Annotated in this window: 12 protein-coding genes; 1 reads left to right on the top strand and 11 read right to left on the bottom strand. The window is 46.5% G+C overall.

Annotation, left to right across the window (positions count from 1 at the left end; all coding sequences use genetic code 11):
- Positions 1 to 5: 5 nt before the first annotated feature.
- The 5 genes from HQN88_RS14675 to HQN88_RS14655 all read right to left on the bottom strand — a co-directional run bounded on the left by HQN88_RS14675 (position 6) and on the right by HQN88_RS14655 (position 6,241).
- The gene (locus tag HQN88_RS14675; protein ID WP_173113063.1) at positions 6 to 893 is read right to left on the bottom strand and encodes a carbohydrate ABC transporter permease; all 888 of its coding nucleotides are present in this window, start codon (positions 891 to 893) and stop codon (positions 6 to 8) included.
- Between the two features lie 18 nt (positions 894 to 911).
- Positions 912 to 1,802 (bottom strand): ABC transporter permease, encoded by an 891-nt coding sequence (locus HQN88_RS14670; protein WP_173113061.1) that lies wholly within the window; start codon positions 1,800 to 1,802, stop codon positions 912 to 914.
- Positions 1,803 to 1,887: 85 nt separating this feature from the next.
- Positions 1,888 to 3,552, bottom strand: a complete 1,665-nt coding sequence (locus HQN88_RS14665; RefSeq protein ID WP_173113059.1) for a type 2 periplasmic-binding domain-containing protein — start codon at positions 3,550 to 3,552, stop codon at positions 1,888 to 1,890.
- Positions 3,553 to 3,725: 173 nt separating this feature from the next.
- Positions 3,726 to 4,511: a response regulator transcription factor gene (locus HQN88_RS14660; RefSeq protein ID WP_173113055.1), complete on the bottom strand. Its 786-nt coding sequence runs from the start codon at positions 4,509 to 4,511 to the stop codon at positions 3,726 to 3,728.
- On the bottom strand, positions 4,511 to 6,241 hold the full coding sequence (locus HQN88_RS14655) for a sensor histidine kinase (RefSeq protein ID WP_173113052.1): 1,731 nt from the start codon (positions 6,239 to 6,241) through the stop codon (positions 4,511 to 4,513). The genes HQN88_RS14660 and HQN88_RS14655 overlap by 1 nt, the downstream gene beginning before the upstream one ends.
- 222 nt (positions 6,242 to 6,463) lie before the next feature.
- Between HQN88_RS14655 and HQN88_RS14650 the strand changes: the two genes are divergently transcribed.
- Positions 6,464 to 8,320 carry a heparinase II/III family protein gene (locus HQN88_RS14650; protein WP_173113049.1) on the top strand — a complete coding sequence of 619 codons (1,857 nt, stop codon included), beginning with the start codon at positions 6,464 to 6,466 and terminating at the stop codon, positions 8,318 to 8,320.
- A gap of 110 nt (positions 8,321 to 8,430) precedes the next feature.
- Here the strand turns inward: HQN88_RS14650 and HQN88_RS14645 are convergent, their stop codons facing one another.
- From HQN88_RS14645 to HQN88_RS14620, 6 genes are all read right to left on the bottom strand, one after another.
- Positions 8,431 to 9,171, bottom strand: coding sequence for a ThuA domain-containing protein (locus HQN88_RS14645; RefSeq protein WP_173113046.1), 741 nt, complete (start codon positions 9,169 to 9,171; stop codon positions 8,431 to 8,433).
- A 123-nt stretch (positions 9,172 to 9,294) separates the two neighbouring features.
- Complete coding sequence (locus HQN88_RS14640) at positions 9,295 to 10,755, bottom strand: glycoside hydrolase family 88 protein (protein ID WP_173113043.1); 1,461 nt, start codon at positions 10,753 to 10,755, stop codon at positions 9,295 to 9,297.
- Between the two features lie 15 nt (positions 10,756 to 10,770).
- A complete protein-coding gene (locus HQN88_RS14635; protein WP_173113040.1) occupies positions 10,771 to 11,529 on the bottom strand; it encodes a sugar phosphate isomerase/epimerase family protein in 759 nt (252 codons plus the stop codon).
- 2 nt (positions 11,530 to 11,531) lie between these two features.
- On the bottom strand, positions 11,532 to 12,584 hold the full coding sequence (locus tag HQN88_RS14630) for an alpha/beta hydrolase family protein (RefSeq protein ID WP_173113037.1): 1,053 nt from the start codon (positions 12,582 to 12,584) through the stop codon (positions 11,532 to 11,534).
- A gap of 56 nt (positions 12,585 to 12,640) precedes the next feature.
- Complete coding sequence (locus HQN88_RS14625) at positions 12,641 to 13,714, bottom strand: Gfo/Idh/MocA family protein (protein WP_173113033.1); 1,074 nt, start codon at positions 13,712 to 13,714, stop codon at positions 12,641 to 12,643.
- Between the two features lie 52 nt (positions 13,715 to 13,766).
- The gene (locus HQN88_RS14620) at positions 13,767 to 14,654 is read right to left on the bottom strand and encodes a carbohydrate ABC transporter permease (RefSeq protein WP_173113030.1); all 888 of its coding nucleotides are present in this window, start codon (positions 14,652 to 14,654) and stop codon (positions 13,767 to 13,769) included.
- Positions 14,655 to 14,658 lie beyond the last annotated feature (4 nt).

Raw genomic sequence — 14,658 nt, 5'->3', positions numbered from 1 at the left:
TGTATCTATTCTTTGACAGAGCCTAGCATGATACCGTGGATAAAGTACTTTTGCAGGAATGGATAAATAATTAAAATCGGCACCATTGATACGACGATCTTGGCCGCATTGAGCGTTTTGTCTGAAACCTTCATTAGTAATTCCAGTTTGGAAGAATCCAGCTCCAACATCGCATTCTGACTCACAACGAGCTGCTGAATATACGTTTGCAGCGGATAATATTCGGCGCTTCGCATAAAAATCATTCCGTCAAAGAAAGCATTCCAATGACCAACAATACTGAATAAAGTAACGGTTGCCATAGCAGGCAATGAAAGTGGTAGGTAGACACGAATCATCATGTACCAAGGGCCTGCCCCATCCATGTACCCCGCTTCGCTGAGCTCCTTCGGCAGGTTACGGAAGAAGTTCATTAACAAGATCACGTTAAACACGGGTACAGCACCTGGCAGCACGAGTGCCCAAATCGTATTGAACATCCCAAGGGATTTAATTGTTAAATATAAAGGAATAATGCCACCGGTAAATAACATCGTGAATAACATAAACCACATATAGATGGTGCGATGCGGGAATTCTTTATTACTTCGAGACAAAGGGTAAGCCATCATGACAGTTAATACGAAGTTAATGCCACCACCGAGTAATACCCGTTTGACAGAGACAAGAAAAGCATTGAAAAAGTGCGGCTCTTCCAGAATTTTACGATAAGATTCTAAGGTAAAACCAACCGGCCAAAACTTAACGAGGCCGCCTGCCGCTGCAGCGTTATCACTAAACGAAACAGAGAATACGTGTACAACAGGCGCCAGCGACATGAACGAGATGAGCAGCATAACTAAGATGAGAATGGCTTCGATTACCTGAGCGGATAATGTTCTATTGCGTACCATGACTAATCACCTGCTTCATTAGAAAATTCTGTAGTTTGCGTATTTATACGCTATTTTGTAAGAGAGGATAATGAGGATGAATCCAATCATTGATTTCAAAAGTCCGACGGCTGTTGCTAAGCCATATTGTGCCTGCACGAGCCCAACCCGGTAAACGTACGTATCAATAATATCGCCTGATTGGTAAACAAGCGGATTATACAAATTGAAAATTTGATCAAAACCTGCATTCAGAATGTTCCCAATACTTAAGGTAGCCAACAATACGACAGTAGGAATCAAGCTTGGCAAAGTAACATACCATAACTGCTTCAAGCGATTGGCGCCATCCATTTCAGCAGCTTCATATAGAGACGGATTAATGCCAGCTAAGGCAGCTAAATAGATGATGGCAGCAAATCCAAATTCTTTCCAAATATCGGAGCTAACCACAATAGTAGGGAACCAACTGTTTTTTGCCAAAAACATGATCGGTTCGAAACCAAACATTTTCAACGCACTGTTGATGATGCCATCCAAGGACAGCATATCCAATACGACACCTGCTAAGATAACCCAAGAAATAAAATGGGGAAGGTAGACCACGGTCTGCACCCATCTTTTAAAAATATGAAATCGAACCTCATTGAGCAATATCGCAAATGTAAGCGGAACAATCAAATGAGCAATAATTTTACAAACGGCAATAAATACCGTATTAAAAAAGATTGTTTTGCTGTCTTCCAGTTCGAACATGTACGTAAAATTCTCAAGCCCGATCCAAGGGGAGTCCCAGATGCCCAATCCGATCTTGAAGTTTTGGAACGCAATGGCGATTCCGAACATTGGAATTAGTTGGAAAATAATGAGAAGCAGGATTCCTGGCAAGAGCATCAAATGGTAGTGCTTGTAAAATGATCGAATATTCATCAGCTATACACCTCTGTTCCCATCATGATTGTACAAAAAGCACACCACCAATCGGTTAGGCGGTGCGCTTTTGATTCTTACACGTTTACTTTTTGGATTTGCTTAGTTCATCTGTTACTTCTTTCGTAATTTCGTCGCCACCTTGCGCTTTCCAATCGGTTACGAACTTATCAAAGGCATCCAGCGGTTTCTCGCCCATTACAATACCGAAGAACGTTTCTTTCTCAAGCTTTTGCAGGTTCGCCCATTTTCTTTCCATCGTTTTTGTGTTTGCTGTAAATTCGCTATACACTTTATTCATGTTTTGTTTCAACAGTTCAGCAGGAGCCGTGTAGCCATAGTAGCCAGACCAATCTTTCAGATCTGCTTTAGGATTAGCTTTGTCACGAGTTGCCTTATCAAACATTTCTTTCATTTCAGGACTTAACTCTTCGGGTTTGGTTTGCCCACCCATTGCCTTTTTCAACATATCGGACTTTCTTTCTACCGCATCGGCAAAGTCGAAAGTAGCATTTCCGATCGGCCAGTGTTCTGCACTTACTGAGAAATCAAGCTTCAAAGCATCTGGGTCTACTTTACGTTGCGCATTGATAAACGTGTTCGCATAAACCATAGCGGCTTCAGGGTTCTTCATCCCCTTTTTCACAACGATAAACTGTGTACTCACAGGCACCATCATTGTATTCACTGTGCCTTTAGCATCAGGGATCAAATACGGTACGAAGTCAGCTTTTGGATTCAACTTCATCGTGTCAGCAGCTAAACCACCCGACCACCAAGGTCCAAAGAAAATACCCGACTTGCCTGAAACGATATTCTCGTTCGGCTCTTTACGCAGAACAAATTCCTTATCAATTGCCCCTGCAGCATACATTTCGCGCAGCTTACTGAGCGCTTGTTTCGTTTCTGGTGTGATTGAAGCATAGACAACCTTGCCTGAGCTATCTTTTATCCAGTTGGAAACACCCTCAACACCACCGGAAGGATACGCACCAAATGCTTGAAAAATAGCTTTGAAATCGCCCCGTTGTGCTTTCCCGTTAACTGCCAGTGATTTCTCAAACCCAGCGATTCCCATTGTATCCGCTTTACCATTTCCGTCTGGATCTTTCTCGACGAAAGCTTTGGCAATGGCCGTAACATCATCAACTGATTTCGGCGGTTGCAATCCTAATTTATCCATCCAATCTTTGCGTACCCACACCATGCTTGCCGCATCCGCTTGTACGCTAATATTCGGAATACCCATTAATTTACCCTTATACGTCGCTTTTTCCAAGGCTTTATTATTCGTTGAACCGTACAATTCTTTTGCCAACGGAGACGCATATTTCTCATATACTTTGGTCATATCTTCAATTTGGCCAGCTTCAGCTAACGCCAAGAAGATCTGCTCGTTCACCAGCATTACGTCAGGTAAGTCGTTACTTGCGATAGCCAACTTCATTTTTTGCTCATGATCCTGAGGAGCGGCATACCAGAGAATTTTAAAGTTAATATTCGTTTTTTGTGAAATATATTTCATGTACTGGTTGCTTTCTACCGTATCACCAGCTGGCAATTTAGCTCCAGGGCTTAAACTTTTGAACGTGGTAACTTCAATTGGATTCGGCATCTTCAAAGGGTCAACTTTCACGTTGGAATCCGCCGACGATTGCCCGCTATCCTTAGTCCCTGCGTTGTTACTCGAACATGCTGTCATTAGAACAGCGATTGCCATCATCGAAATTAGAGCTTTTTTATTCTTCATAATGCCCCTCCTCTTTAATTACCCTACACTTACATCTTAAAGAAAATGAAAGGCATTCGGGTCTAATTCTGTCTTGTGTTTAGGAACAAATCGTCTCGTAATTGGCTACATAGAACGTCCAGTAGACGAAAGTGCACTTTTTAGGAGACGATATGTGACCTTTCCTCCACTCATTATGACTGACTCTTACGAAACTCACCTGGCAGCATCCCTGTTGACTCCCGAAATACCTTACTGAAATATTTCTCATTCGGATACCCAGCTTGTGTAGCGATCCACCCTATGGATTTGTTCGTCTGTGTAAGCATGGCTTTCGCATGATTCACCCGCACTTCACGGATAAAATCATTGCACGTTTTACCAGCAATATCCCGAAAACAACGGCTGAAATAGCTGCGGCTCATATTCACTCTTTTCGCAATATCTGGCAATAAAAGGTCCTTTTGAAACTCCGCATGAATAATATCCACGGCTTTCCATACACTTGCATTGACTTCTGGAGAGTAAGGTCCCTCATCCTCAATCGCATGCGTCGTCACAGGAGGAGGCTGATCTTGTGTCTCCCTAGTTCGCATATGTTGCTCTTCCATTTTGTTTACAATTCGCCGTAGCACTTCATCCATGTGCTCATGTTCAAGCTCAACCTTCGTTATGTAATCCAGCGCTCCAAGACGAAGTGCTTCCTGGATAAGTTCGAAATCCTGATGGAACGTCAAAACAACCATACTAATATCTTTGTACTTCTCTTTCACTGACCTCATTAAATCAATACCGGACATGACAGGCATCGCTAAATCTGTGATCAGTAAGTCAACCTGATTGTCGGCAAGAAACTCCAAGGCTTTCTTACCATTCCCTGCTTCGCCTACGACTTCTAAATGATGCTCCCGCCAAGGCATCATCGTAATGAAACCTTTACGTACCAAGTGATCATCGTCAACAACCATAACTTTTATCATTAGCTAACTCCTCCTATTGGAAGACGAAGAACGATCGTCGTCCCTGCACCGATTGTGCTTTCAATATGAAAACTGGCCGCTGGCCCAAATTGGAATTTAACCATACGATACACATATTGAAGTCCAATCCCCATGCCTACCTTCTTTTTCTCTATCGTGTTCTCACTCATTAATTGAATGATATCTTCCTCTGTCATGCCATCTCCATTGTCTTTCACTTCGATAATGACATGCGAGAAGCCATCTTCGATTACACTCACTTCAATCACGCCATTGTCGCCTAGGCCATGGTATAACGCATTCTCTACTAACGGCTGCAGAATAAATCGAGGAACTGCCAATTCAAGTGCTTCAGAATCCGCATGGATCTTCACATCAAAATGAAAATTATAGCGAATCCCTTGCAGTTCAACATAATTTTTCAATGCATCAATTTCATCTTTAATTCGTGCAGGTCCACCTTTGCCGAGATTATAATAGAGTACTTTGTTCAACGTAGATACCAGCCGATCAATATCCTTCTGCCCGTTGGCACGAGCCAGCCATCGAATCGTATCCAGTGTATTATGAATAAAATGAGGATTGATTTGAGTCATTAATTTCTCAACCTCAAGAAAGGCTTTGCTCTGCTCTTTTTGCTCAACCTCGCTGATGAGTTCGAAAATACGACTTCTCATTTCCGCAAACTCTCTGTAGATCATAGAAAACTCCGAGATTTGCGATTGTCTTCTAGGAAATACCTCATTATTGCTTTTGACATTGCGAATATCCGTACTGAGCAGGTTCAGCGGACGATACACTGTTCGCCATATCAGCCAAGCAATAAAGAAACTCGCGATTAACGTTAAAACGGCAAAAAACACAAACTGTTTCATCCATCTATATACTTCGAGATTGTAGACTGATTTGGGCACCGCCGACATGACTTTCCAGGTTTGATTGCTCTCTTCCTCGAACATGCGATATTTAGCTGTGATATCGGTATGCGAATCTTTCCCATCGTATTGCATCCCAATCGGGAAATCCGCAGAATTCTCGCTATATACAATTTTGCCGTGATTATCGAGGATTAGATGTACCAAGTTGCCGCCAAATTGATCATTGTCTTTGAGAATACTTTCGGCTAATTTAAAATTCGTTTCAATATAAACATATACATCATCACGATCTGGAAGCTCTACTTTACGCAAAATCGAAAGCACTTGATTGCCATCAATTGGATTTAGTGACAGATGCGGTCCCATATAGGTAAGTTTATCGAATTTGATGAGGACAGGCAGTTTTTTCAAATCATAGTTGTCACTCACACTAAAATTCTCGAATAAGGCCTGATTGTCTCTCTCAAAATAGTAAAACATCAATCCCAGCGTAGGGTTCGTAAAATGAATTAATCCTAATTCACTTCTGATCTCATCGTTCAATCTTTTTTTCTCATAGATATCAGCTGACAAATACGTTTCAAGACTTTTGCCCACTCTACCGTCAAAAGCTAGCTGTTGCGACGTGTGATTCAACTGGCCTATGGTATCTTCCAACATGATCCTGACTTGATGCAAATTACTAAGGGCACCGCCCTCCGCCTTATTTTGCAAAATGGCATACATAGAGAAATAAGAAATGCTTCCTATCAAAATTAAAGGTGCAAGCGAGCTAATAAACAGAATTATGATGAGTCGAGACTTTAACGAATGCGGCTTCGGTGTTAATCCAAATTTCTTCCTTGTTGTCATGATTCAGCCTCGCTTTGTCGTTATTTAATCTTGTCTTGCCTAGTATACAAAACAAATAAAGCGCTAACAACCGTGATGACAATTGGAGTTTATACGTAGATAAGTCATAAAAACAAGAATCGTGTCACGTCCCCCGATAGAGGGATTCTAACCACTGCATTATACTGGAGGGTAAATACCGTTAGTTCTAGTAGTTTACTGAACAGGGAGGCATTGGAGACTATGATTTATAATTCCATTTACGAGCAACTGGCCGACGGCAGCGCCGGAATCGGCAATTGGCTCTTTCGGGAAGATCGGGAAGCCGTACGCAGCCGAATTATGTCCGAGCCCGAATTCCAGCCGATTCTTGAACGGTTGGCTGCGGATGCAGAACGATTTCTCGGGCAGCCCATTTCGGAATTGCCCTGGACGCTATTCCGCCGAGTCTGGGAGGATGGCTTCCGCAAAACATATGAGCCGGTCTATTTCTCCAGGAGACAACGTCTCACGACATTTGGCTTGTTGAGTTGGCTAATGCCAGAACGCTCCGATTACCACGATGGACTTTTGGATACGGTGTGGGCCATTTGCGGTGAATTTTCCTGGTGCGTGCCGGTCACTTTTGAGAGCCCACCTGGACTTAGAACGGATGGATACTCCGTACATGAACACAATGTGCCGGACCCGGGCATCGGGATTGATCTATTTGCTGCGGAGACTGCTTACGCACTGGCTGAGGTGATGATGCTGACGGGGCATCGTTGGCCGGAGACCATACGCGATCGTGTATATAGAGAAGTGTACCGCCGCATTTTTGCACCTTTTCTGGGGAACGATTACTTCTGGGAGCATGTGCGCAATAACTGGGCGGCGGTGTGTGCCGGTTCGATTGGCGCGGCAGCCATCTACTTAATTGCGGATAAGCAGGAATTGGCTCTCGTTTTGAACAAAGCGCTGCCAACGGTCAATTTGTTCCTGGAAGGCTATGGCGAAGACGGCGCCTGTTTGGAAGGATATATGTATTGGGGGTATGGATTCGGTTTCTATACGTATTTCGCAGAGCTTCTATCCCGGAGAACCAACGGAGCTGTAGATTTACTCGCCGTTCCTAATGTGAAGCAGGTAGCCTTATTTCAGCAGAACTGCTTCCTTCACGGTCGCAAGATCGTTAATTTCTCCGATTCGCCCGAGGAATGGGATGTGTACATCGGGCTGACCCATGAAATGGCACGGCGGTTTCCGGAAGTGCAACTCCCTGAATATACGTTTCAGGACAAGGCGGTTTATGATCATTGCGGCCGATGGGCGCCTGCGTTTCGCAATTTGATTTGGTACGAGCCGAGAACGCAGGGGGAAGAATGGAAGGCGGAGTCGATCTATCTAGCGGACGCGCAGTGGATGGTATCACGGGTTGAGAAGGAGGAAGGCAAGTTCAGCTTTGCCGCCAAAGGCGGTAATAACGATGAGCCCCATAATCATAACGATGTCGGTCATTTCATCGTCCTAGCTGGGCACGAGACGTTCTTGGCTGATATAGGAGCCGGGCTATATACGAAGCCATACTTCGCACCCCCTACGAGGTATTCCTTTATATGCAACAGTGCGCTAGGCCACTCTGTTCCAATTATGGATGGGGTTAGCCAACAGGCTGGTGCAGCATACAAAGCAACCGTACGACAGTCCGAGATTACTGACGACTATGACCGGTTCGTCGTAGAGCTGCAGGATGCCTATAATATCCCGGGACTGCTGAGGCTAGAGCGAAGCTGGACTTGGCATAAAAACGGCGAACTGCCTTGGCTGGAGCTGGAGGATCAATATGTCTTAGAACAAGCTGGCGCTGCGTTAATCGAGCGTTTCATTTGTCAGGTGCAGCCTAAGGTTGTGGAAAAAGGTCGGGTCGAGCTTGTGGGTGCTGCATTCAAACTTGTATTAAACTATGACGAAACGTTAATGGAGCCCGTCGTGGAGCCGCTTCCGTCACTAAACCATTTTGGGCACGAAAAGATCTACTATGCGTTGGATATGAGGGCGCGCGTGACGGTCGATTTGGAGCGAAGGTTGCATTTCGCGTTTCATTTTGAACAGCTAGCTTAACATTTACTTGGGGAATTGGAGAAAGGCACCTCTTCTGTGTGGTAGTAATTGCTGGGTACTCTCACTTCATCACACGAAGAGGTGTTATTATTTGCGTTTATATCTTACTTCTATTTCATATTTTTGGGTAGGATAACTTCCAATGCTGGTACAGCTTTACCATAACGGGGCAGATCTCGTTTCACCGGTGCGGCCCAGCCTACGGCGTTAGAGATGACACGCAGCACATTCGCATCACGATAAGTCGGGTAAAGTTCATGACCTGGTCGGAAATAAAAAATCTTCCCTTGTCCACGGTTAAAGCAACACCCGCTTCGAAAGACATTCCCCCCTTCGAACCAACTGGTGAACACCACTTCATCCGGTGATGGAATATCGAAGAACTCGCCGTACATTTCTTCTTGCTCTAATTCAAAATAAGGCCCGATGCCCTCCGCAATGGGATGTCCTGGCGCGGTTACCCAGAGCCGTTCTTTTTCCCCTGCATCGCGATACAGCAAGGAACAGGTCGTACCCATTAGCTTCTTAAATACCTTCGCATAATGGGAAGAATGCAGCGCGATGAAGCCCATCCCTTGGAGAACACGGGCAGTAACGCGATCAGCAATCTCGTCCGCCACCTCCTTGTGCGCGACATGCCCCCACCAGATAAGAACATCCGTATTAGCCAGCACCTCGGCAGTCAAACCGTGCTCCGGTTCATCGAGTGTCGCTGTATGAATTGCGAAGTTACCGATTAAACCTTCAGCGATGGCATGATGCATGCCCTGCGGATACATCTCCCGAACACTTGGCTTCGTCATCTCATGGCGATACTCGTTCCATATCGTTACTTTGATCGTTTCACTCATCGCTTTCTCTCCCTTACCTCATTCTTTTTCCTATCTCAGCGCATCAAATACAAGGTCCGCCACCAAGAGATTGCCGTGTTCGGACAAATGGCAGCCGTCATTGAACATCGACATCTCTTCCTTCTATCGCTGCAAAGCGGCGTATAATTGACCCAACAACCCCGTAGCCATCTGGAACATCACGCGATAACCGCTTCGTTGCAGTGCTTCCCCGCCTTTATTGCTCTGCGCCACATGCCTTAGAATCCCATCCGGCGTTAAAAAAGAGAGCAGCGCTTCCAACGCACGTTCGGCCGCTAACCGCGCGTGCTCTGGCAGCAGACCGAAATTTGCGCCAAGTGCGAGTGCCGCAGCAATCCCGGCCGATCCTGAGGTATCTGACCCTGTCGACGGTTCATCCAGAAACACTGACCATAAGCCGTCGGTCGATTGGTAGGAGAGCGCAACGTTCGCAGCACGAACAAATTCAGATGCGCATCGATCTGCACCCACGCTCGAGTGGCCTGCCTCACGCAGCTCCATAAGCGTGCGAATCAGTCCGAGCAAGTACCAAGCGTGCGCTCTAGCCCAGTGACGGAAAGTAAGACTTCCATTCGTATAACATCGAAGGTAGAGATCTCCCTCAGACTTGGTCAACAGCTGACGGCGTACCTCTAATTGCCGTACAGCCATCTCCGCCAACCCGACATCTTGGCGAACACGAGCCAGTACCGCCATTGGATAAGCAACGGTATAGCTCCCTTCGGCAGACAGCATCCCCGTGCCGCAAATGGCGCCATCCTCCCGTATGTGGGACATCCATAAGCTTATCGCTTGCTCCATGACGGGGTGATCGGGCTGCAAACGAGCCCATGCAGCGAATGGCAACGTGCCTTCAATACCGTACACTTTACCGTCAGATGGCTCACTAAGCGGGTCTTCATACTTTAGATTATTATTCTCGTCCAAATAGAGAGCCAGATGCGCACGCGCCGCATCTTCAAATCGCGGCTCTCCCAGTGCCTGGCTCAAATCCATCAATCCGTCTAGCACACAGCCTTCCAGCCAGCCGAAAGGCTGAAGCGAAGACAGGGACGACAGCGTGTGAAGCAACGGCTGATCGCGTGCAGATTGCTGCGCCGATTCACTGTCCGAGATGAGTAGATGAGGAAACAGAAGCGAAGCTTGATCACATAATGCTGAGTCCGGTACTAGAATCCAAAACGGTAAGCTTCCCTCTTGCATCCGCAATTCAATCCCTTCCTCGATGACAGCTTCCCAATCATCGGGAATGAGCTGAATTTCAAAAGGCTGCAAAGTAGATGCATATCGGATATCGAATATACCGACTTGGCGGTGAGATTTGGCTGTAACAGCCTCCAGCAGTATCGTTTCTCGAACATCCAAAGCAGCAGTAATCCGAAGCTGAACAGATTCCGCACCTAGCAAAACGGGGACAGCTTTATCCGTCCACCCCATACGAACCGTTAGCGATTGAGATCCACCTACCCCTACCGCCTGCCAATTAAACGGAATACGCTTATTTTCCGGTACATCAATTTGGACGGCTTGTATAATTTCCGCAAGATGATACTTAAACGTCAATCGATTCCTCTCCTCTCATACGAGCTTCGATAAGCGCAGCAACTGCTCATAGCTTATCTGTACGGACTCCATGGGATCGCGACGACAGCGATCTTGCTCCACAACGTACCACTCGATGCCTTGCTTTTCACCCCACTGTAGAATCGGCACAAAGTCGATCTGCCCTGTCCCAATTTCAGCGAAGGTTTGCTCTTCGTCATCCGTCATATCTTTCAGATGGATAATTGGCATGCGTCCCGCATATGGCAAGATAAACTGATACGGATCGTATCCGCCTTTCCTTGCCCAATACACATCAATTTCCGCGAGGATCGCATTGTCTTCAGCGGGATCCAGCAAGTATCGAAGCGCGGATTGACCATCCACTTCCGTCTCGAACTCAAACGCATGATTGTGATAGCTCAACCGCAGTCCGCGACTTTTCAAGTACACAGCGCTCTCATTCAGCAGGCGCTTCATTTCGCGAAATCCATCTGGATTCCTCCAATCATCCGGCGTATTGGAGCAGATCAAATCCCGTGTACCGAATAAGGCTGCATCGTCAATCAGTTGCTCCATCTGCTCTCTCAGCAGAGGAATACTCACATGGAGGCCGGCCACTTTCATCCCTGTCCCTCGAACGATTTCTGCTAACACCTTAGGGTCGTAACCATGGTAGCCCGCGAACTGCACGCCTGCCCATCCCATATTCCCTAGCGTCTCCAACACTTGTGGGAAATTGCTCTTACAGCTTTCCCGCAGTGTCGCGAGTTGTATCGCCATTTTGTGTCTCATAGTTACCTCCTACTCTTTATCTCGCATTCCCCTTCTACTGTTTGGCCATCCGACCACTGCAAACGGTAAGAGCAGCGTTGTTCGCTAAATATGGAAATTGTCTGTTGGTCCAAATCGTAGCGCAACGTCGCCAGCTGATTTACCGATTCCAAATGTACATGAAAATGCTTCGTATACAGGTAGCCGCCGACCAGCAAGACACCGATTGGAGCCAATTCGATGGGCCTATCATGCCGTTGACGATTCGCCTCCGAGCGTTCTTGCAAATCATGAAGATGCTGTAATGTGGCCCCTCCCGTATGACTACGATCGCCTACGCCCGGCAATTCGTCATACTGAACCAGATGGGCCTTACCCAATTGGGTAAGCTGCTCAACATACTGCCGCGACATCATAACGGGAATGCGAATATCTCCATCGCCATGCGTCAAGTACAAGGGGGTATGCAAGTTAGCCCCAAGCGCCAATCCGCTTCGTGCCGCATATCTTAGCGGGTCATCCTGCGGAGGACACCCGATCCATACATCCATCTCATCCCGGAATTCGCCGATCAGATCTTGCTCATACCAACGTGCGTAATCCGATACGCCGTACAAAGCGGTTGCTGCCGCAAACAAATCAGGAAACTTGGCTACCGCAGCCAGTACATTTCCTCCACCACCGCTGCCGCCTTCTATGTAGACCCGTTCTGGATTCACAGTCCAATCGCCATATTCCTGACGAACAAACTCCACCGCATCATAGATGTCGATCAATTCCAAACCGTTGCAATCCGCCATGCCGCTCGAGAAAGCCCGCCCGCGCATATCCACCTGTACAATCAAGTATGGTGACTGACCAGGCTGTTCACGTTGAACGGGTTGAGGCATACTCATATGCCAGCCGTGCAACTGCACGAGAATCGGTGCAGGTGATTCTGGCTTTATGATATTTATGGCTAAACGTAATTCTGGAGTTACGGAAGATGCATAATACCGGAAATCTTGATACGGCGATCGGAATGGTTCAAGAAATGACTTAGTTAACCGCTCACTGTCTTCGTATTGTTCAAACATGTTGACGCTCCTTTCGCTCCGCAGGAGGAACTTACGCTTTCATACGTCCCCTGATGTCATTGGTGTTCGTCAAGTCTGACTTCCCTGCCACTTTCCGCGGATTCATAGATAGCCTTCAAAATCCGGATCATATCTACGCCACTCTCTGGTGTGTTTATTGGCTCTTCCTCTCCGAGAACACACGCGATGAAATGATGAATATTACTCGCATGCGGCCTGATCTCACTTCCCCCGAATCGAGGTGATAGATCACAGAGAACCCCTTCAATCTCCGTGATCAGCTTCAAATCAGAATTCTTCAAGCTGCATCCAGCTTTCGTCCCGCGAAGCTCCATGAACTTGAGATCATCCTCCACGTTCGATGCCCAACTGAACTCGATTTGCAGGGATGCACCATTATCGAAACGAATAAAGCCCGTCGCGAGGTCTTCCACATCAAAGATTCCGCCTTCTTGTGTCGTTCCGAATCTCGAATCGGCAGAAATTTGCACTTTCGCATCCGCAAACTTGGTATATGCCGATCCACTCACAGCAATTGGACGAGGATTGCCCATCATCCAAATGGCCACATCAATCATATGCACACCAAGATCGATTAATGGCCCCCCTCCAGACATGGCCTTGGTTGTGAACCATCCTCCGCGACCAGGAATACCTCTGCGCCGAATCCATCCTGTTCTGCCTGTATAAATCTCGCCCATTGCACCTGACTCGATGTAACGTTTGAGGAATTTCGCCTGCGGTGTGAACCGATTATTGCGCATCACCATCAGCACCTTGCCTGAGCGCTTGGCTGCATCGGCCATCTTCTGAGCTTCCTCAGGACTCACAGCATCCGGCTTCTCACAGAATACGTGAAGGCCGCGTTCCAGTGCTGCAATGGATACCTCGGAGTGGTAGATGTTCGGCGTACTAACGCCGACCACATCCAGCGTTTCCTGCTCCAACATATCTTTATAATCACGATACACACGACTAACGCTCAACTTATTCGCCTGCTCTTCCCCATTGGGGAGATGTGTATCACATATCGCTACGATTTCCACATGAGGACTGGATACCCACGCAGGGGCATGCGAACCGGCAAAAATTTTCCCAGCACCAATAATACCAACTCTTAACTTATTCATCGCAAAATCAATCCTTTCACTTCGTTTCTAATGGAGTGAAGTTGTCACCCATTCACCCTTTGACTGCACCAATCGTCAGTCCTTTGACAAAATATTTTTGCAAAAACCCGAACAGAAACATGACTGGCAGCGAGGTAAGTACCATCATGGCGTACATGATCGCATCCGTAGGCACGTCGGAAGCACTAATGGGATTGCCCATCGGGTCGACGCCACTCCCTTTTACCAATTCAATGTAGGACGTAATGTTCTTTAGAATGAGCTGAATGGGATACAAAGCGACTTTATCGATATACAAAATGGCATTAAACGTTTCGTTCCAGTAATGTAGAGTCATCATCAACGCTACCGTTGCTAGCGCAGGCTTCGAGAGCGGCAGCACGATGCTCCAATAGGTTCTGAAATCGGAAGCCCCGTCGATCTTCGCCGATTCAATAAGCGGAGCAGGAATTTCTTGAAAAAATACCCTCAGCATAAATATTTGAAAAGGCGCTGCAAAGGCAGGAATAATTAACGAGATCAGCGAGTTCTTCCATTCCAAATACTGCACGATAAGAATATAAAGCGGCACAATACCGCCAGAGAATATCATCGTTACGAAAATATAGAAGGAAATCGCATTCCGCAATTGGAAATCTCGTCTGGCCAATGCGTAGGCAATCATCGATGTCACCAGTAGATTGCCTATCGTTCCGATAACGACAATGAAAAGTGAATTCCTGTAACCCGCCAGCAAAGAGGATGGATCCATCCATATGAATTGATAAGCTTCCCAAGAAAACTTTTTCGGAATCAGCTGATAGCCATAGGTTTGAATCACTGCTCCATCCGTCAACGATATCGATATGGTAAGTACAAGAGGCAGCAAGCACATTGCACAGAACAGTATCAGGCACATGTGGACTAGCCATTTGTGAAAGGTATTTTTCTTCATCATCATTCGG

Source organism: Paenibacillus qinlingensis, assembly GCF_013204845.1.
In the GTDB taxonomy this organism is placed as follows: domain Bacteria; phylum Bacillota; class Bacilli; order Paenibacillales; family NBRC-103111; genus Paenibacillus_E; species Paenibacillus_E qinlingensis.
The sequence above is the reverse complement of the archived record's forward strand: the minus strand, read 5'-3'. Positions and strand labels throughout refer to the sequence as shown.

Bases quoted from the DNA above. Each gene is read 5' to 3' on its own strand.
- HQN88_RS14675 (WP_173113063.1), bottom strand. From the start codon at position 893: ATGGTACGCAATAGAACATTATCCGCTCAGGTAATCGAAGCCATTCTC.
- HQN88_RS14670 (WP_173113061.1), bottom strand. From the start codon at position 1,802: ATGAATATTCGATCATTTTACAAGCACTACCATTTGATGCTCTTGCCA.
- HQN88_RS14665 (WP_173113059.1), bottom strand. From the start codon at position 3,552: ATGAAGAATAAAAAAGCTCTAATTTCGATGATGGCAATCGCTGTTCTA.
- HQN88_RS14660 (WP_173113055.1), bottom strand. From the start codon at position 4,511: ATGATAAAAGTTATGGTTGTTGACGATGATCACTTGGTACGTAAAGGT.
- HQN88_RS14655 (WP_173113052.1), bottom strand. From the start codon at position 6,241: ATGACAACAAGGAAGAAATTTGGATTAACACCGAAGCCGCATTCGTTA.
- HQN88_RS14650 (WP_173113049.1), top strand. From the start codon at position 6,464: ATGATTTATAATTCCATTTACGAGCAACTGGCCGACGGCAGCGCCGGA.
- HQN88_RS14645 (WP_173113046.1), bottom strand. From the start codon at position 9,171: ATGAGTGAAACGATCAAAGTAACGATATGGAACGAGTATCGCCATGAG.
- HQN88_RS14635 (WP_173113040.1), bottom strand. From the start codon at position 11,529: ATGAGACACAAAATGGCGATACAACTCGCGACACTGCGGGAAAGCTGT.
- HQN88_RS14630 (WP_173113037.1), bottom strand. From the start codon at position 12,584: ATGTTTGAACAATACGAAGACAGTGAGCGGTTAACTAAGTCATTTCTT.
- HQN88_RS14625 (WP_173113033.1), bottom strand. From the start codon at position 13,714: ATGAATAAGTTAAGAGTTGGTATTATTGGTGCTGGGAAAATTTTTGCC.
- HQN88_RS14620 (WP_173113030.1), bottom strand. From the start codon at position 14,654: ATGATGATGAAGAAAAATACCTTTCACAAATGGCTAGTCCACATGTGC.